The sequence below is a fragment of the Streptomyces sp. NPDC008313 genome, from assembly GCF_042956125.1.
Taxonomy (GTDB): Bacteria; Actinomycetota; Actinomycetes; order Streptomycetales; family Streptomycetaceae; genus Streptomyces.
This window is the reverse complement of the sequence record NZ_JBIBFR010000004.1, coordinates 47,192-64,193: the sequence shown is the minus strand read 5'-3', so window position 1 is coordinate 64,193 and position 17,002 is coordinate 47,192. Positions and strand designations below refer to the sequence as shown.

Sequence of the window (17,002 nt, the reverse complement as noted above, 5' to 3'; positions counted from 1 at the left end):
GTTACCGGCCGCCCCGGTCGCGCGAGCGGGTCAGGTCAGGTCGGGCCGGGCTCGTGTTCAGCCCTGCTGCTGCGGCGCGCTCCTGATCACCGCGAAGCGCGCACCGTACGGGTCCGCGAGCCTGGCGATCCTGCCGACGCCCTCCACGTCCGTCGGCGCCATCCGTACCTTCCCGCCCAGCTCCTGCGCCCGGCCCGCGACGGCGTCCGTGTCCTCGACCTCGAAGTACGGCAGCCAGTACGGCTGGGATCCGGCCTCGGTGGGATCGTCGGCCAGCGGGACGACACCGCCGAACATGGCGTCCTCCCCGGTGCCGGCGGGGTTGATACAGGTGTAGCTGCCGCCGCCGGGGAACGGCACGGCCGAGGTGTCCCAGCCGAACACGGAATGGTAGAAGGCGGCGGCCGCGGCGACGTCCGGGGTGTAGAGCTCGACCCAGCACAGCGAACCCGTGTCGCCGGCCACCTCGATGCCCTTGTTCCGGCCCTGCTGCCAGACGCCGAAGGTGGCGCCCGCCCGGTCGGCCAGGATCGCCAGGTGGCCCTCGCCCATCACGTCCATGGGCGGCGCGAGCACGGCGCCCCTGGCCTTCTCGGCCGACGCCGCCGTGGCCTCGGCGTCGGGGCTCTGGAAGTGCACGGTCCAGGAGGGCGGACCCTGCTCCCCGGTGCTCTGCATGCCGCCGGCGACGGTCTTGCCGTCCAGCTGGAAGAAGCCGTATCCCCCGGCGTCGGGTCCCGCCGACCGGAAGGTCCAGCCGAAGAGCGCGCCGTAGAAGGACTGGGCGCCGTCCATGTCGGAGGTGCCGAGGTCGACCCAGTTGGGAGCGCCGGTGACGAAACGGGTGGTGAGCATGAGAGCCCTCCTCGAGGTGGTCCCGTTGTCTGCTCTCACGAGTCTCGCACCGCCCACTGACAACCGCCGCGCGCGCCGCCGTGCGTCCGGGTGAGCGGGGGTCCATCATCGGGGCGGTACCCGTGGTGGCGCGGGGCGGCCGGGGAGGACCGGGGGCCGAGGGAAGGGCGAGGGGCGGGACGCGGTGTCGACCGGGCGCGACCAGGCGTTGATCAGGCGTTGATCGGACGTTTTTCGGCCGACGGCACGATCGGCGTCATGCACATCGACACGATGACCTCACCCGGCCTCGCCTGGCAGGAGCAGGCGCTGTGCGCACAGACCGGTGCCGACTTCTTCTTCCCCGAGCCGGGCAGCTCGGTGCGTGAGGCGAAGCGCATCTGCGGGATGTGCGAGATGCGCCCGGCGTGCCTGGAGTACGCGTTGGACAACGACGAGCGCTTCGGAGTCTGGGGCGGCCTGTCGGAGAAGGAACGGCTGCACCTGAGGCGCGGCACCGACGGCTGAACCGGCCCCGGCGCGGCTCGGCGGGGGCGCGGAGCCGCGCCGGTGAACGGGGGGAAGCGGGGGAGCGGGGGAAAAGGGGGACGTCGGGGGGGGGGGGGGGGGGGGGGCCCCCGCCCCCCCCCCCCGCGGGGGGGGGGGGGGGGGGGGGCGCGGGGGGGGGGGGGGGGGGGGGGGGGGGGGCCCCCCCCCCCCCACGACGGACGGCGGTTCGTCAGTGGGCGGCGCGCGCCGCCATACGGGCCTTGCGGGCCGCGAGCTTCTCGTCGAACTTCAGCGCCTCGCTGTCGAGGCCGTTCATGAACAGGCCGAGCTCCTCCTGGGCGCGCAGGCCCTCGGGGCCGAAACCGTCCATGTCCAGGACCTTGAGGTGGCGCAGGACCGGCTGCAGCACGTCGTCGTGGTGGATGCGCATGTTGTAGACCTCGCCGATCGCCATCTGCGCGGCGGCCCGCTCGAAGCCGGGCATACCGTGTCCGGGCATCCGGAAGTTGACGACGACGTCCCGCACGGCCTGCATGGTGAGGTCGGGGGCGAGCTCGAACGAGGCCTTCAGCAGATTGCGGTAGAAGACCATGTGCAGGTTCTCGTCGGTGGCGATGCGCGCCAGCATCCGGTCGCAGACGGGGTCGCCCGACTGGTGGCCGGTGTTGCGGTGCGAGATGCGGGTCGCCAGCTCCTGGAAGGCGACGTAGGCGACGGAGTGCAGCATCGAGTGGCGGTTGTCCGACTCGAAGCCCTCGCTCATGTGCGCCATCCGGAACGCTTCCAGCTGGTCCGGGTCCACGGCACGCGAGGCGAGGAGGTAGTCGCGCATCACGATGCCGTGCCGGCCCTCCTCCGCCGTCCAGCGGTGCACCCAGGTGCCCCAGGCGCCGTCGCGGCCGAACAGCGAGGCGATCTCGTGGTGGTAGCTCGGCAGGTTGTCCTCGGTGAGGAGGTTGACGACCAGGGCGATCCGGCCGATCTCCGTCACCTTGGACTGCTCCTTGCCCCAGGCCTCGCCGTCCTCGAAGAGGCCGGGGAAGTTGCGGGCGTCGCTCCACGGCACGTACTCGTGGGGCATCCAGTCCTTCGCCACCTTCAGGTGGCGGTTGAGTTCCTGCTCGACCACTTCCTCCAGCGCGTACAGCAGCCGTGCGTCGGTCCATTCGGACGGACTGGCGAGTTGGGGGGAAGTGATCGTCACGGGTACTCCAGGGGACGGGAGAACTGAGCGGGTGCAGAACCTACGGCATCGTAGGCTACGTCTCCGTAGGTTACGACACCGTAGGTTAAGTGCACCGTAAAGACCGCTGATCAACAGGGGTCCCGGGGTCCGCTCCACCCCTCACGGGAATGCACGGGGCCCGCAGCTCCGGGTACCCGTACGGCCTACTCTGTCACCTGTTCAGACGTACAGCTCCCGCAGCCGTACCGAGAGGCACGTCACACAGCCCTCCAGCTTCTCGAACTCGCCGATGTCCACGAGCACCGGCGCGTACCCGAGGTCCGCGAACAGCTCAGCCGTCCTCGGCGCGCTCGCCGCCATCAGCAGCCGGTCGCCGCCCAGCAGCACCATGTGGGCGCCGGACTCCTCCGGTACCGGCAGGAAGCGCGGGAAGAGCGACGGCGTCTCCACGTACCTCTCGTGCCCGACGACCGTGCCGACCGGCAGCGCGGTGACCGCGGACTTCAGATGCAGCACCTTGCTCACCGGTACGGGCACGACGCGCGCCCCGAGCGGTTCGAAGACCGTCCGCAGCCGCTGGACCCCGGCCGCGTCGGTCCTCCCGCCGCGGCCCACGTACAGGGTGTCGCCGACCTTCAGGACGTCGCCGCCGTCGAGTGTGGCCGGCTCCCGGACCCGGTTGACCGAGCAGCCGAGCCGGGCCACGGCCTCCTCGACACCGGGGGTCTCGGCGCGCCGGGACTCTGCGCCGGGGCGCGCGATGAGCGCGACGTTGCGGAAGACCACGACGGCGTCCTCGACGAACACGGAGTCGGGGCAGTCGTCGGCCGGCTCCACCTCGACGGTCTCCCAGCCGTGCGCCCGCAGCGCCTCCCCGTACGCCTCCCACTGCTCCGTGGCCAGCTCGACGTCCACGTCCGTGCGCTCGACGTGTGTCACCAGGCCCTCGGCGAGACGCGGACCGGGGCGGCGGACGAGTGCCTTCTGGCTGGACACGGGCGGTTCTCCTCGGCAGGGGGTGTCGGCGCACATCATGCACCGCGCCCGGCCGTGGACAGAAGACCCCACGGCCGCCCCGCCCGGGGCGGGCGCCGCCCTGCGCCGTCGGTGACCCGGCGGCCGGGCGGACCCGCCCCTTCGGGGGTCCGCTACCCGGGGAGCCCGAAGGACCCCCGCTCGCCGACCGCCTCCGCGGTCGTCTCGCTGAGCCGGCCGTCCAGCACCAGCCAGCGGGTGATCCCGATGGACTCCAGGAACGGCACGTCGTGGCCGGCCACGATCAGCGCGCCCTCGTAGGACTCGAGGGCGCTGGTGAGCCGGCGGACGCTCGCCATGTCGAGGTTGTTCGTCGGCTCGTCCAGCATCAGCAGCTGCGGGGCGGGCTCGGCGAGCATCAGCGCGGCGAGTGCCGCGCGGAAGCGTTCGCCTCCGGAGAGCGTCGCCGCGAGCTGGTCGGCTCGGGCGCCCTTGAACAGGAAGCGGGCCAGCCGCGCCCGGACCCTGTTGTTGGTGGCGCCCGGAGCGAAACGGGCCACGTTCTCGGCGACGGTGAGTCTGTCGTCGAGCACGTCCAGCCGCTGCGGTAGGAACCGCATCGGCACGTGCGCGTGGACCTCGCCACGGACCGGCTCCAGCTCCCCGGCGATCGTCCGCAGCAGCGTGGTCTTGCCCGCGCCGTTGCGCCCGATCAGGGCGATCCGCTCGGGTCCGCGCAGGTCGAGACCCCCTTCCACGCGCGCGCCGTACCGGAGCTCCAGGTCCATGAGGGTGAGCACGCTCCGGCCGGGCGGCACCGCCGTGTACGGCAGTTCGACGCGGATCTCGTCGTCGTCGCGCACCGCCTCGACCGCCTCGTCGAGACGCTCCCTGGCCTCGGTGAGCCGTTCCTCGTGCAGGATGCGGTGCTTGCCCGCGGACTCCTGGGCGGCGCGTTTGCGCGCCCCCATGACGATCTTCGGCTCGCGCTTGCTGTCCTGCATCTTCTGGCCGTACCGCTTGCGGCGGGCCAGCTTGACCTGCGCGTCGGCGAGTTCGCGCTTCTGCTTCCTGAGATCCGACTCGGCGACCCGCACCATGCGTTCGGCCGCGTCCTGTTCGACGGCCAGCGCCTCCTCGTAGGCGGAGTAGTTGCCGCCGAACCAGGTGACCTCGCCCGACCGCAGATCGGCGATCTGGTCGACCAGGTCGAGCAGTTCACGGTCGTGACTGACCACGACCATGACCCCGGGCCATGCCGACACGGCCGCGTACAGGCGCCGGCGGGCGTGGAGGTCGAGGTTGTTGGTGGGCTCGTCGAGCAGGAGCACGTCGGGCCGGCGCAGCAGCAGCGCGGCCAGACGCAGCAGCACCGACTCGCCGCCGGAGACCTCCCCGATGGTGCGGTCCAGGTCGATGTGGCCGAGTCCGAGTTCACCGAGGGTCGCCCGGGCGCGCTCCTCGGCGTCCCAGTCGTCGCCGACGGCCGTGAAGTGCTCCTCGGCGACGTCGCCCGCCTCGATGGCGTGCAGCGCGGCGCGCGCGGCGGCGATGCCGAGCGCCTCGTCGACCCTCAGGCCGGTGTCGAGCGTGACGTTCTGCGGCAGGTACCCGATCTCGCCGGCGACGCGTACGGCGCCGTCGGCGGGGACGAGCTCACCGGCGATCAGCTTCAGCAGGGTCGACTTGCCCGACCCGTTGACGCCGACCAGTCCGGTCCGGCCGGGGCCGAAGGCGACCTGGAGTCCGTCGAACACATCGGTGCCGTCCGGCCAGGCGAAGGCGAGAGAGGTACAGGTGATGGAGGTGGGGGCGGTAGACATGAGCAGGCCTCGCGGTTGCTTGGAGTGGTCGGGGCAACGCGTATCGGGACACCGCGAGGCGACGACGCTCCACCGCAGAGGCGGGGCCACAAGCCGGGAAGGGCGGAAGGAGAGGGCCCTGTTCCGGGGGACGGCTCGTATGCCGAGGTCGCACGCTGCGCACACGGGAGCGGGGCCGCCAGGGGCCGCGCGGGGTGTGACGCGGTGTCTCCAGACCTCAGACGAGCAACGTCCTTCTCCGATCGACGACAACAGAACCGCTGTACACGGTAGGAGCGGGCAGAAGAGGTGTCAACGCGTTAACGTGACGCGCCCTCGACCGGCAAGGCGGCCGCACGCTTGGGGCCGCGAAGGAGGTCCCCGTGCCCGACGGCTCGCTCTCGCTGCCCGCCCGGCTCTACCTGCTGGCCTGGGACACCACGAAACTCAAGGTCTCCGGGGCGACCCACCTCCACCATCTGGTGCGGGCCGGCGCCCTCACCGAACTGGCCCAGCGGGGGCTGCTCGCCGACGTGGACGGGATCGCGACGCCCGTCGACCTCGACGCCCGTACGGAGGACCTCGCCCTCGACGGACTGCTGGAGCTCATCCAGGAGTCCCGGCCGCGCAGGTGGAAGGCCTGGGTCACGCTGCGGGCGCGGGTCACCCTCGACGCCGTACGGGCGCAGCTCGCCGCCGACGGATATCTGCGCGCCGAGAAGAAGCGCGTGTTCGGGGTCTTCCCGTCCGTGGAGTACGTGCTGGCGCGGCCGTCCGCCGTCGAGCGGCTGCGCGCCGAGGCCCGCCTGGTGCTGGAGGGCCCGCTGCCCGTCGGCGAGGTCGCCGACCGCGACGCGGCGCTCGTCGCCCTGGCCGCCGCGGCCGAACTGCGTACGCTCGTCCCCGGCCGGGACCGCAAGCGCCACAAGGACCGGATCGACGCGCTGACCGACCGCGGCGGAGCGGCGGCCCCGGCCCTGCGCAAGGTCATCCAGGAGGTCCGTACGGCGGTGGCCGTCGCGGTGACGTCGGCATCGGCGACGACCGCCTCGGCGCCCGGCTGACGGCCCGGACCCGTGCTGTGCCGCCGCCGTCGGACGTGCGTGCTCAGCACGCGTCGCGCATCAGCTCCGCGAGGCCGTGGTCCAGGTCCAGCTGACGGTGCTCGTGGCCCAGCGGCACCAGGTCCGTCGTGCGCGCGAGGAAGTCCCGCAGCTCGCCCGAGCGGATGTGGACCACGGCGGTGCCCTCGGGGGCGTGGAACTCCATGACGGTGCGGTCGTAGCCGTAGGGCCGCACCCGGACGTCGCCGTGTCCCTCGGAGCGCTCCATCCCGGACACCAGCAGTTCGCGCGCGAACGTCCAGCAGACCTCGACGCCCTCCAGCGTGGCCGGCGCGGGGAAGGTCATCCGGACGGCGAACGGGTCGCCGATGTCGTAGTGGAGCGTGGCGGGAATGCTCGGCATCCGCGGCGCGGCGGCGACGAGGCGGGCCTCTACGGGCTGCTCGATGAGGGTGGACAACGCCTTGCTCCCTTGTGACGGCTGGACAGGCTCCGGGCGGATGCGGCCGTGCACTTGAACAGACGAAGGAATCGGCCAGTCCGTGCACCTGTGGAGCGAGTGACCTCTGTCACCGAGTCCATTCCCCGGGGTGATTCATTTCTCGTCCCGAGGAAGGCGTGGGCGGCCGGCCGCCCACCGCGCGGCCCGGGACCTGCCGTGATTGCCTCGGGAGCGGGTACACGGTCAGCCGACACGAAAGGAAGTGAGCGGTCATGCCCCGTGGTTCGAGTCCCAAGCGGGAACGCCAGTACGAGCACATCAAGGAGAGCGCGCGGGATCGCGGTGAGAGCGAGGGGCGTGCCGAGGAGATCGCCGCGCGCACCGTGAACAAGGAGCGGGCCCGCTCGGGTGAGTCGAAGAACGCGAGCCGTTCGTCCACCCAGGACAAGTCGTCCGGCGAGCGCGGGGGACAGCGCTCGCACCAGGGGGCCCAGGGGCCGACCTACGACCAGCTGTACGCGGAGGCCAAGCGGCGCAACGTCCACGGCCGCTCGGACATGAACAAGCAGCAGCTGAAGCGCGCTCTCGGCGACAAGTGACGGCGCCCGCCTCCGGGCCGTCCGTGACGCCGGGCGGCCCGGCGGAGCCGGATCAGCCGAGCGGTTCCCGGTACCGCTCCAGCGCGGGAGCCGTCTTCGTGGCGACGAACTCGGTGATCCGGTAGGTGCAGGCGCCCGCGACGGCGAACGGGTCGCGGCCGGTGATCTCCTCGATCCGCGCCCGGTCGGCACCGGCGGCCAGGATCACGCCCCCGGTGCGCGGCTCGATGCGCCCGGAAGCCAGGAACACCCCTGCCGCGTACTGCTCGTCCAGCCACGCGACGTGCGCCTCGAGAAGCGCGTCGACCTCTTCGAGCGGGACCGTGTAGGTCAGTTCCAGTACGAACATGATCGCGAGCCTACCCTCGTGGCACCGCCGCCCCGCCGACGGGTCCGTACGCTCGTCCCCATCATGACGAACGTACCTGTTCCCGCGGGATGGCCCGCAACCGAAGAGCAAGCCCGCGCCGTCCAGGACGAGTTGAGGGACCGGCTGATCCTCGGCGAGCCGGGCCCGCCGCCCGGCACCGGACGGGTGACCGGGGTCGACGTGGCCTACGACGACGCGCGCGACCTCGTCGCGGCCGCCGCCGTCGTCCTGGACGCGGCGAGCCTCGACGTCGTCGCCGAGACCACGGCCGTGGGTCGGATCTCGTTCCCGTACGTGCCCGGTCTGCTCGCCTTCCGGGAGCTGCCCACCGTGCTGGCCGCGCTCGACGCGCTGCCGTGCCCGCCGGGCACCGTGGTGTGCGACGGCTACGGCCTGGCCCACCCGCGCCGCTTCGGTCTCGCCTGCCACCTGGGCGTGCTCACCGGACTGGCCACGATCGGCGTCGCCAAGAACCCCTTCGTCTTCTCCCACGAAGAGCCGGGCGCCTCGCGGGGCTCGGCGTCCCCGCTGCTGGCGGGCGAGGAGGAGGTGGGCCGTGCCCTGCGCACCCGGGACGGCGTCAAGCCGGTGTTCGTCTCCGCCGGCCACCGGGTGAGCCTCGACACGGCGTGCGCGCACACGCTGGCGCTCACTCCGAGATACCGCCTCCCGGAGACGACCCGCAGGGCCGACGCCCTGTGCCGGCGCGCCCTCGCGGAGGCCACCCCGGTGTGACCGGCGTGTGTCCCCGGGCGCGGGCGCCCGAGGTCGGTCACAATTGGCCAAGCGCTTGCTCGCCCGGGGTTGTGCACGCAGGACCCCGTTCCTAACATCGCTGATGTTACATCGGTTGTGTCACAGTGCTGGGGGTTCCATGGCAGCGTCGGGAACGGCGGGGAACGGGCCGCTCACCGGGGTGCGCGTGGTGGAGCTGGCCGGGATCGGCCCCGGCCCGTTCGCCGCCATGCTGCTCGCCGACCTCGGCGCCGACGTGGTCCGGGTGGACCGGCCGGGCGGCGCCGGGCTCGGCATCGACCCCGAGTACGACATCACCAACCGCAACAAGCGCTCGGTCCTCGTCGACCTGAAGGACGCGGACGGGCCCGCCCGCGTCCTCGACCTGGTGGAACGGGCCGACGTACTGGTCGAGGGGTACCGCCCTGGCGTCGCCGAACGCCTCGGCGTCGGCCCCGGCGCCTGCCACGCCCGCAACCCCCGGCTCGTCTACGGCAGGATGACCGGCTGGGGGCAGGACGGCCCGCTCGCCCCGCGCGCCGGCCACGACATCGGCTACATCGCCGTGACCGGCACCCTCGGCATGATCGGCCCGCCCGGCGAGCCGCCCGTCGTCCCCGCCAACCTCGTCGGCGACTACGCGGGCGGCTCCCTCTACCTGGTCGTCGGCATCCTCGCCGCGCTCCACCACGCCCGCGCGAGCGGCACCGGCCAGGTCGTGGACGCGGCGATCGTCGACGGCGCCGCGCACCTCGCCTCGATGATCCACGGCATGGTCGCGGCCGGTGCCTGGCAGGACCGCCGGGGCGCCAACCTCCTCGACGGCGGCTGCCCGTTCTACGGCACCTACGCGACGTCCGACGGCCGGCACATGGCGGTCGGCGCCCTCGAACAGAGGTTCTACGACGAGTTCGCCGCCCTGCTCGGCCTGGACGACGCGGCACCGCTGCGGGCGGACCCGGCCCGCTGGGACGAGCTGCGCGAGCGGGTCGCCGCCCGCTTCCGGACCCGTACCCGCGCCGAGTGGACCGCCGTCTTCGAGGGCACCGACGCCTGCGTGGCGCCGGTGCTCACCCTGCGCGAGGCGCCGGACCACCCGCACCTGGCGGCCCGCTCCACCTTCACCGGCCACGGCGGCATCACCCAGCCCGCCCCGGCACCCCGCTTCTCCACGACGCCCACCACCGTCCGGAGCGGGCCCGCCCGGCCCGGCGCCGACACGGCGGACGTGGCCCGCGACTGGGACGTACCCCGGCTGACCAAGGACGGCGACTGACCGATGGAACGGCAGATCTTCACCGCGGACCACGACGCGTTCCGCGAGACCGTGCGCACCTTCCTCGCCAAGGAGGTGCGGCCGCACTACGACCAGTGGGAGAAGGACGGCATCACCTCCCGCGCCGCCTGGCGCGCCGCCGGCGAGCAGGGCCTGCTCGGCCTCGCGGTCCCCGAGGAGTACGGAGGCGGCGGCGAGCCAGACTTCCGCTACAGCGCCGTCCTCGCCGAGGAGCTCACCCGCGCCGGGGCGCCGGGGCTCGCGATCGGGCTGCACAACGACATCATCGGGCCGTACCTGACCGGACTCGGCACCGACGAGCAGAAGCGGCGCTGGCTGCCGGGCTTCTGCGACGGCTCCCTGATCACGGCCATCGCGATGACCGAACCCGGCGCCGGATCCGACCTCCAGGGCATCCGGACGCACGCCGAGGACAAGGGCGACCACTGGCTGCTCAACGGCTCCAAGACCTTCATCTCCAACGGGATCCTCGCCGACCTCGTCGTCGTGGTCGCGCGGACCACGCCCGAGGGCGGCGCGAAGGGCCTGTCCCTGCTGGTCGTCGAGCGCGGCATGGACGGCTTCGAGCGCGGCCGCAACCTCGACAAGATCGGCCAGAAGGCCCAGGACACCGCCGAGCTGTTCTTCCACGACGTCCGCGTGCCCAAGGAGAACCTGCTCGGACAGCTCGACGGCGCCTTCGTCCACCTGATGACCAACCTCGCCCAGGAGCGCCTGGCCATCGCCGTCGCCGGGATCGCCACCGCCGAGCACCTCCTGGAGATCACCACCCGGTACGTGAAGGAGCGCGAGGCCTTCGGGCGCCCGCTCTCCAGGCTCCAGCACATCCGGTTCGAGATAGCCGAGATGGCCACCGAGTGCGCCGTGACCCGCACCTTCGTCGACCGCTGCGTCGTCGACCACTCCGAGGGGCGGCTCGACGCGGTGCACGCCTCGATGGCCAAGTGGTGGGCGACCGAGCTGCAGAAGCGCGTCGCCGACCGCTGCCTGCAACTCCACGGCGGATACGGCTACATGACCGAGTACGCCGTCGCCAGGGCCTTCACCGACGGCCGCATCCAGACCATCTACGGCGGGACCACCGAGATCATGAAGGAGATCATCGGCCGGTCCCTGCTCGGCTGACCCCGCCCCCGCCCCGCCCCTCCCGAAAGGCTCACCAGTGAGTACCGAAGCGTACGTGTACGACGCGATCCGCACCCCGCGCGGCCGTGGCAAGGCGGGCGGCGCCCTGCACGGCACCAAGCCCATCGACCTCGTCGTCGGCCTCATCCACGAGATCCAGACCCGGTTCCCCGGCCTCGACCCCGCCGCCATCGACGACGTCGTCCTCGGCGTCGTCGGCCCGGTCGGCGACCAGGGCTCCGACATCGCCCGGATCGCCGCCATCGCCGCCGGTCTGCCCGACACCGTCGCGGGCGTCCAGGAGAACCGCTTCTGCGCCTCCGGCCTCGAGGCCGTCAACCTCGCCGCGATGAAGGTCCGCTCCGGCTGGGAGGACCTGGTGCTCGCGGGCGGCGTCGAGTCCATGTCCCGGGTGCCGATGGCGTCCGACGGCGGCGCCTGGTTCGCCGACCCGATGACCAACCTGGCCACCAACTTCGTCCCCCAGGGCATCGGCGCCGACCTCATCGCGACCATCGAGGGCTTCAGCCGCCGCGACGTCGACGAGTACGCGGCCCTCTCCCAGGAGCGGGCCGCCGCGGCCTGGAAGGACGGCCGCTTCGGCCGGTCCGTGGTCCCGGTGAAGGACCGCAGCGGCCTCGTCGTCCTGGACCACGACGAGCACCTGCGCCCCGGCACCACCGCCGACTCCCTCGCCCGGCTCAAGCCGTCCTTCGCGGACATCGGCGACCTCGGCGGCTTCGACGCGGTGGCCCTGCAGAAGTACCACTGGGTCGAGGCCATCGACCACGTCCACCACGCGGGCAACTCCTCCGGCATCGTCGACGGCGCCTCCCTCGTCGCGGTCGGCTCCAAGGAGGTCGGCGAGCGCCACGGGCTCACCCCGCGCGCCCGGATCGTCTCCGCCGCCGTCTCCGGCTCGGAGCCCACCATCATGCTCACCGGTCCCGCGCCCGCCACCCGCAAGGCGCTCGCCAAGGCCGGTCTGACCATCGACGACATCGACCTCGTCGAGATCAACGAGGCGTTCGCCGCCGTCGTCCTGCGCTTCGTCAAGGACATGGGCCTGTCCCTGGACAAGGTCAACGTCAACGGCGGCGCCATCGCGCTCGGCCACCCGCTCGGCGCCACCGGCGCGATGATCCTCGGCACCCTGATCGACGAGCTGGAGCGCCAGGACAAGCGCTACGGCCTCGCCACCCTCTGCGTCGGCGGCGGCATGGGCATCGCGACCGTCGTCGAGCGCCTCTAGCACCCCAGCGGACCACCACCCCTCTACGGAGACCGGAGACCTTCGTCATGACCGAGAGCACCACCATCCGCTGGGAACAGGACGAGACCGGCGTCGTCACGCTCGTCCTCGACGACCCCGACCAGTCCGCCAACACCATGAACCAGGCTTTCAGGGACTCGATCGCGGCGATCGCCGAACGCGCCGAGACCGAGAAGGACTCCATCCGCGGCATCATCTACACCTCCGCCAAGAAGACCTTCTTCGCGGGAGGCGACCTCAAGGACATGATGAAGGTCGGCCCCGGACAGGCCCAGCAGGCCTTCGAGACCGGTACGGCCATCAAGTCCTCCCTGCGCCGCATCGAGACCCTCGGCAAGCCCGTCGTCGCCGCGATCAACGGCGCGGCCCTCGGCGGCGGCTACGAGATCGCCCTCGCCTCCCACCACCGCGTCGCCCTCGACGCCCCCGGCTCCAAGATCGGCCTGCCCGAGGTCACCCTCGGTCTGCTGCCGGCCGGCGGCGGCGTCACCCGCACCGTCCGCCTCATGGGCATCGCCGACGCCCTGCTGAAGGTGCTGCTCCAGGGCACCCAGTACTCCCCGAAGCGGGCCCTGGAGAACGGCCTCGTCCACGAGGTGGCCGCCACCCCCGAGGACATGCTGGCCAAGGCGCGCGCCTTCATCGACGCCCACCCCGAGTCGCAGCAGCCCTGGGACAGGCCCGGCTACCGCATCCCCGGCGGCACCCCGGCCAGCCCGAAGTTCGCCGCCAACCTGCCCGCCTTCCCGGCCAACCTGAGGAAGCAGCTGAACGGTGCCCCCTACCCGGCCCCGCGCAACATCCTCGCGGCCGCCGTCGAGGGCTCCCAGGTCGACTTCGAGACCGCCCTGGTCATCGAGGCCCGCTACTTCACCGAGCTGGTCACCGGGCAGACCGCGAAGAACATGATCCAGGCGTTCTTCTTCGACCTCCAGGCCGTCAACTCCGGGGCCAACCGGCCGAAGGACGTGCCGAAGCGTGAGGTCCGCCGCGTCGCGGTGCTCGGCGCCGGGATGATGGGCGCGGGTATCGCCTACTCGTGCGCCCGCGCCGGCATCGACGTCGTCCTCAAGGACGTCGCCCTGGAGGCCGCCGTCAAGGGCAAGGGCTACTCCGAGAAGCTGTGCGCCAAGGCGGTCTCCCGGGGACGCACCACCCAGGAGAAGGCGGACGCGCTGCTCGCCCGCATCACCCCCACCGCCGACCCGCGCGACGTCGCGGGCTGCGACGCCGTCATCGAGGCCGTCTTCGAGGACACCGCGCTCAAGCACAAGGTGTTCCAGGAGATCCAGCACCTCGTCGAGCCCGACGCGCTGCTGTGCTCCAACACCTCCACCCTGCCCATCACCGCGCTCGCCGAGGGCGTGGAGCGCCAGGCCGACTTCATCGGCCTGCACTTCTTCTCACCCGTGGACAGGATGCCGCTGGTCGAGATCATCAGGGGCGAGCGCAGCGGCGACGAGGCGCTGGCCCGCGCCTTCGACCTCGTACGGCAGATCGACAAGACACCGATCGTCGTCAACGACTCGCGCGGCTTCTTCACCTCCCGGGTCATCGGCCACTTCATCAACGAGGGTGTCGCGATGGTCGCCGAGGGCATCGAGCCCGCCTCCGTCGAACAGGCGGCCGCCCAGGCCGGCTACCCGGCCAAGGTCCTCTCCCTGATGGACGAGTTGACGCTCACCCTGCCCCGCAAGATCCGCGCCGAGTCCCGGCGGGCCGTCGAGGAGGCGGGCGGCACCTGGACCCCGCACCCCGCGGAGACGGTCATCGACCGCATGGTCGACGAGTTCGGCCGGCCCGGGCGCAGCGGCGGTGCGGGGTTCTACGAGTACGGCGAGGACGGCGCCCGCGGAAGGCTCTGGCCCGGCCTGCGCGAGCACTTCACCAAGCCCGGGTACGAGATCCCGTTCGAGGACATGCGGGAGCGGATGCTGTTCTCCGAGGCGCTGGACACCGTCCGGCTGCTGGAGGAGGGCGTCCTGACGTCCGTCGCCGACGCCAACATCGGTTCGGTCTTCGGGATCGGCTTCCCCGGCTGGACCGGCGGCGTCCTGCAGTACATCAACGGCTACGAGGGCGGACTGCCCGGATTCGCGGCACGCGCGCGTGAGCTCGCCGAGCGCTACGGGGAGCGGTTCGAGCCGCCGGCGCTGCTCGTCGGGAAGGCGGAGAAGGGCGAGCGGTTCAGCGACGCGCGCTGACGCGCGGCGGACGGCGGCGGCCCGGGGTGTCCCGAGCCGCCGCCGCCGGGGCGAGCGGCTCAGGAGTCCTTGAGCCGCTGCCTCAGCTCCTCCTTGAGGGAGCGCTGGAAGGTGGTGAGCAGCGCCTGCACCACCATCGGCTGCATGTGCGCCGACAGGGACTTCATGGCCGCGACGTGCTCCGCGTCCGGCTCCTGCTCCCGGCGAGGCTCCCACACCTCCTCGCGGAACATCCGCGCCAGTTCGTGGGCCGCCTCCCGCGCGTGCTCCATCAGGACGGTGCGTGCCGCCAGGATCGTCTCGTGCGCGATCGGCACGTCCAGGAGCTGCACGCCGAGCCGCAGCAGCCCCGGGTCCACGCTGAAGACGCCGGGGGCCGCCGTGCGCACCACGACGTTCATCGCGGCGAGCCGGTCCAGGTCCTCCCCGGTCAGCGGCCGCCCGGCGCGCCGCTCCAGCTCGGCCCGGGACATGTCCTCCGCCGCGTCCGGGGCCCAGGAGGCCACGACGGCGCGGTGGATGGCGAGGTCGCGGGCGCTGAGATCGGCGGGCAGCTGGTGCAGATACCGCTCGATCGCGGCGAGCGTCATGCCCTGGTGCTGCAGTTCCTCGATGAGCGCCAGCCGGGACAGGTGCCGCTGCCCGTAGAGACCCACCCGCCTCGGGCCGAGCACGGGCGGGGGCAGCAGGCCCTTGGTGCCGTAGAAGCGGACCGTGCGGACGGTGACGCCCGCACGCGCGGCCAGTTCGTCCACCGTGAGGTCCGGCTCCCCGTCGTCCTCGGCGGTCCGTCCGTCCCGCGCCGCAGGCTCCCCGGTGTCCGTCGCCATCGCAGCCCCTCACCTCTCGGTGTCACATCGATCAGGTGGCACAGTATTGCTGTCTCACCAGTGTTGTGAAACCACCCTCCCGATCGCCCTCCCGACCCGCCCCCACCGTGTGAGATGCGCCGCGGTGTGAGGCGTGCCACCGCATGCCGGGAGAGCTTCGGGGAAGGTGGCGCACTGGTCCGTGCCGCCCGCGAAGCGGGACGGGCCGGACCCACCCCCCACCGGGACACCCGAGCACGCAGTGCGTCGGGCGCACCAGAGAGTAGATCCACCCGTGAGCAAGGACGCCGTAGACACGGCCGCGGTCGCGTCCCCCACCGTCGCGACCACGACGCCCGCGGACGCGGGCGACGCCGGTTACAGCAAGGACCTCAAGGCCCGCCACGTCAACATGATCGCGATCGGCGGCGCGATCGGCACCGGACTCTTCCTGGGGGCGGGCGGCCGCCTCCACTCCGCCGGCCCCGCGCTGGCCCTCGCCTACCTCGTCTGCGGCGTCTTCGCCTTCTTCGTCGTACGCGCCCTCGGTGAGCTGGTCCTCTACCGGCCCTCGTCGGGTTCCTTCGTGTCGTACGCGCGCGAGTTCCTGGGGGAGAAGGGCGCCTACGTCGCCGGCTGGATGTACTTCCTCAACTGGTCGACGACCGGCATCGCCGACATCACGGCGATCGCCCTCTACACCCACTACTGGAGCCTGTTCACCGACATCCCCCAGTGGGTGCTGGCCCTGATCGCCCTCGCGGTGGTCCTGACCGTGAACCTGATCTCGGTGAAGATCTTCGGCGAGATGGAGTTCTGGTTCTCCGTCGTCAAGGTGGCGGCCCTCGTGGCCTTCATGTGCGTCGGCGTGTTCCTGCTGGTCACCCAGCACGACGTGGGCGGCCGGACGCCGGGGCTCGGCGCCGTCACGGACAACGGCGGCCTCCTCCCGCACGGGCTGATGCCCGTCGTCATCGTCATGCAGGGCGTCGTCTTCGCCTACGCGTCCCTCGAACTGGTGGGCGTCGCGGCCGGCGAGACGGCCGAGCCGCACAAGGTCGTGCCGCGCGCGGTGAACTCCATCATGTGGCGCGTGGGCCTCTTCTACGTCGGCTCGGTCGTCCTGCTGGCGCTGCTGCTGCCCGGCTCGGTGTACTCGGCCGACGAGTCCCCGTTCGTGACGGTCCTGTCGCGCATCGGCGTCCCGGCGGCCGGCGACGTGATGAACCTGGTCGTGCTGACGGCCGCCATGTCGTCGCTGAACTCCGGCCTGTACTCCACCGGCCGCATCCTGCGCTCGATGGCGACCGCCGGCTCCGCGCCCCGGTTCACGGCACGGATGAACCGCAGCCAGGTCCCCTACGGCGGCATCCTGCTGACCTCCGCCGTGTGCGTCCTGGGCGTCGGCCTCAACTACCTGATGCCCAACCGTGCCTTCGAGATCGTCCTGAACGTGGCGTCCCTCGGCATCATCAGCACCTGGGTGATCATCATGGTCTGCCACCTGGCGTTCGTCCGCCGCGCCAGGGAGGGCCTGCTCAGCCGGCCGTCCTTCCGGCTCCCCGGCAGCCCGGTCACCGAGATCGTCACCATCGCGTTCCTGCTCGCCGTCCTCGGCCTGATGGGGAACGACCCCGAGGTGGGCCGCAAGACCCTCTACCTCGTCCCGCTCCTCGCCGTCCTGCTCACCGCGGGCTGGTTCGTCGTCCGCCGCCGCGTCAGCGCCGCCGAGGACCGGGAGCTGACCCGGCTCACGAACGGCTAGGCCCGGTCCCGG

Annotated in this window: 16 protein-coding genes; 9 read left to right on the top strand and 7 right to left on the bottom strand. The window is 72.1% G+C overall.

Features of this window, described 5'->3' with window-relative positions:
• Positions 1 to 57: 57 nt before the first annotated feature.
• Positions 58 to 855 carry a VOC family protein gene (locus ACFY93_RS06905; protein WP_391354263.1) on the bottom strand — a complete coding sequence of 266 codons (798 nt, stop codon included), beginning with the start codon at positions 853 to 855 and terminating at the stop codon, positions 58 to 60.
• Between the two features lie 258 nt (positions 856 to 1,113).
• On the opposite strand from ACFY93_RS06905, the gene ACFY93_RS06900 reads away from it, so the two are divergent.
• Complete coding sequence (locus tag ACFY93_RS06900; RefSeq protein WP_391354262.1) at positions 1,114 to 1,362, top strand: WhiB family transcriptional regulator; 249 nt, start codon at positions 1,114 to 1,116, stop codon at positions 1,360 to 1,362.
• Positions 1,363 to 1,573: 211 nt separating this feature from the next.
• Here ACFY93_RS06900 and ACFY93_RS06895 read toward each other — a convergent pair whose 3' ends face one another.
• The 3 genes from ACFY93_RS06895 to ACFY93_RS06885 form a co-directional block, all read right to left on the bottom strand.
• Entirely contained in the window at positions 1,574 to 2,548 is a 975-nt protein-coding gene (locus ACFY93_RS06895; RefSeq protein ID WP_391354261.1) for an acyl-ACP desaturase, read from the bottom strand.
• A gap of 201 nt (positions 2,549 to 2,749) precedes the next feature.
• Positions 2,750 to 3,526, bottom strand: a complete 777-nt coding sequence (ddaH, locus tag ACFY93_RS06890) for a dimethylargininase (protein WP_391354260.1) — start codon at positions 3,524 to 3,526, stop codon at positions 2,750 to 2,752.
• Between the two features lie 152 nt (positions 3,527 to 3,678).
• Complete coding sequence (locus ACFY93_RS06885; RefSeq protein WP_391354259.1) at positions 3,679 to 5,328, bottom strand: ATP-binding cassette domain-containing protein; 1,650 nt, start codon at positions 5,326 to 5,328, stop codon at positions 3,679 to 3,681.
• Positions 5,329 to 5,690: 362 nt separating this feature from the next.
• On the opposite strand from ACFY93_RS06885, the gene ACFY93_RS06880 reads away from it, so the two are divergent.
• Entirely contained in the window at positions 5,691 to 6,371 is a 681-nt protein-coding gene (locus ACFY93_RS06880) for a GPP34 family phosphoprotein (protein WP_391354258.1), read from the top strand.
• 43 nt (positions 6,372 to 6,414) lie between these two features.
• Here ACFY93_RS06880 and ACFY93_RS06875 read toward each other — a convergent pair whose 3' ends face one another.
• Entirely contained in the window at positions 6,415 to 6,831 is a 417-nt protein-coding gene (locus ACFY93_RS06875) for an SsgA family sporulation/cell division regulator (RefSeq protein WP_391354257.1), read from the bottom strand.
• Positions 6,832 to 7,085: 254 nt separating this feature from the next.
• Between ACFY93_RS06875 and ACFY93_RS06870 the strand changes: the two genes are divergently transcribed.
• Positions 7,086 to 7,412 (top strand): plasmid stabilization protein, encoded by a 327-nt coding sequence (locus ACFY93_RS06870; RefSeq protein ID WP_391354256.1) that lies wholly within the window; start codon positions 7,086 to 7,088, stop codon positions 7,410 to 7,412.
• A 52-nt stretch (positions 7,413 to 7,464) separates the two neighbouring features.
• Here ACFY93_RS06870 and ACFY93_RS06865 read toward each other — a convergent pair whose 3' ends face one another.
• Positions 7,465 to 7,761 (bottom strand): YciI family protein, encoded by a 297-nt coding sequence (locus ACFY93_RS06865; RefSeq protein WP_391354255.1) that lies wholly within the window; start codon positions 7,759 to 7,761, stop codon positions 7,465 to 7,467.
• A 63-nt stretch (positions 7,762 to 7,824) separates the two neighbouring features.
• Between ACFY93_RS06865 and ACFY93_RS06860 the strand changes: the two genes are divergently transcribed.
• From ACFY93_RS06860 to ACFY93_RS06840, 5 genes are all read left to right on the top strand, one after another.
• A complete protein-coding gene (locus ACFY93_RS06860) occupies positions 7,825 to 8,517 on the top strand; it encodes an endonuclease V (RefSeq protein WP_391354254.1) in 693 nt (230 codons plus the stop codon).
• Between the two features lie 139 nt (positions 8,518 to 8,656).
• Positions 8,657 to 9,793, top strand: a complete 1,137-nt coding sequence (locus ACFY93_RS06855) for a CoA transferase (protein ID WP_391354253.1) — start codon at positions 8,657 to 8,659, stop codon at positions 9,791 to 9,793.
• 3 nt (positions 9,794 to 9,796) lie between these two features.
• Positions 9,797 to 10,939, top strand: a complete 1,143-nt coding sequence (locus tag ACFY93_RS06850; protein ID WP_391354251.1) for an acyl-CoA dehydrogenase family protein — start codon at positions 9,797 to 9,799, stop codon at positions 10,937 to 10,939.
• 37 nt (positions 10,940 to 10,976) lie between these two features.
• On the top strand, positions 10,977 to 12,191 hold the full coding sequence (locus ACFY93_RS06845; protein WP_391354250.1) for an acetyl-CoA C-acetyltransferase: 1,215 nt from the start codon (positions 10,977 to 10,979) through the stop codon (positions 12,189 to 12,191).
• A gap of 47 nt (positions 12,192 to 12,238) precedes the next feature.
• Positions 12,239 to 14,416 carry a 3-hydroxyacyl-CoA dehydrogenase NAD-binding domain-containing protein gene (locus ACFY93_RS06840; protein WP_391354249.1) on the top strand — a complete coding sequence of 726 codons (2,178 nt, stop codon included), beginning with the start codon at positions 12,239 to 12,241 and terminating at the stop codon, positions 14,414 to 14,416.
• A gap of 59 nt (positions 14,417 to 14,475) precedes the next feature.
• Here the strand turns inward: ACFY93_RS06840 and ACFY93_RS06835 are convergent, their stop codons facing one another.
• Positions 14,476 to 15,246, bottom strand: coding sequence for a MerR family transcriptional regulator (locus tag ACFY93_RS06835; protein WP_391354248.1), 771 nt, complete (start codon positions 15,244 to 15,246; stop codon positions 14,476 to 14,478).
• Positions 15,247 to 15,520: 274 nt separating this feature from the next.
• Here ACFY93_RS06835 and ACFY93_RS06830 point away from each other — a divergent pair, with 274 nt between their 5' ends.
• A complete protein-coding gene (locus ACFY93_RS06830; protein ID WP_391354246.1) occupies positions 15,521 to 16,990 on the top strand; it encodes an amino acid permease in 1,470 nt (489 codons plus the stop codon).
• Positions 16,991 to 17,002 lie beyond the last annotated feature (12 nt).

Excerpts from the sequence above, each read along its gene's own strand:
- ACFY93_RS06835 (WP_391354248.1), bottom strand. The coding sequence starts at position 15,246 with ATGGCGACGGACACCGGGGAGCCTGCGGCGCGGGACGGACGGACCGCC.
- ACFY93_RS06840 (WP_391354249.1), top strand. The coding sequence starts at position 12,239 with ATGACCGAGAGCACCACCATCCGCTGGGAACAGGACGAGACCGGCGTC.
- ACFY93_RS06855 (WP_391354253.1), top strand. The coding sequence starts at position 8,657 with ATGGCAGCGTCGGGAACGGCGGGGAACGGGCCGCTCACCGGGGTGCGC.
- ACFY93_RS06865 (WP_391354255.1), bottom strand. The coding sequence starts at position 7,761 with ATGTTCGTACTGGAACTGACCTACACGGTCCCGCTCGAAGAGGTCGAC.
- ACFY93_RS06860 (WP_391354254.1), top strand. The coding sequence starts at position 7,825 with ATGACGAACGTACCTGTTCCCGCGGGATGGCCCGCAACCGAAGAGCAA.
- ACFY93_RS06885 (WP_391354259.1), bottom strand. The coding sequence starts at position 5,328 with ATGTCTACCGCCCCCACCTCCATCACCTGTACCTCTCTCGCCTTCGCC.
- ACFY93_RS06850 (WP_391354251.1), top strand. The coding sequence starts at position 9,797 with ATGGAACGGCAGATCTTCACCGCGGACCACGACGCGTTCCGCGAGACC.
- ACFY93_RS06905 (WP_391354263.1), bottom strand. The coding sequence starts at position 855 with ATGCTCACCACCCGTTTCGTCACCGGCGCTCCCAACTGGGTCGACCTC.
- ACFY93_RS06870 (WP_391354256.1), top strand. The coding sequence starts at position 7,086 with ATGCCCCGTGGTTCGAGTCCCAAGCGGGAACGCCAGTACGAGCACATC.
- ACFY93_RS06900 (WP_391354262.1), top strand. The coding sequence starts at position 1,114 with ATGCACATCGACACGATGACCTCACCCGGCCTCGCCTGGCAGGAGCAG.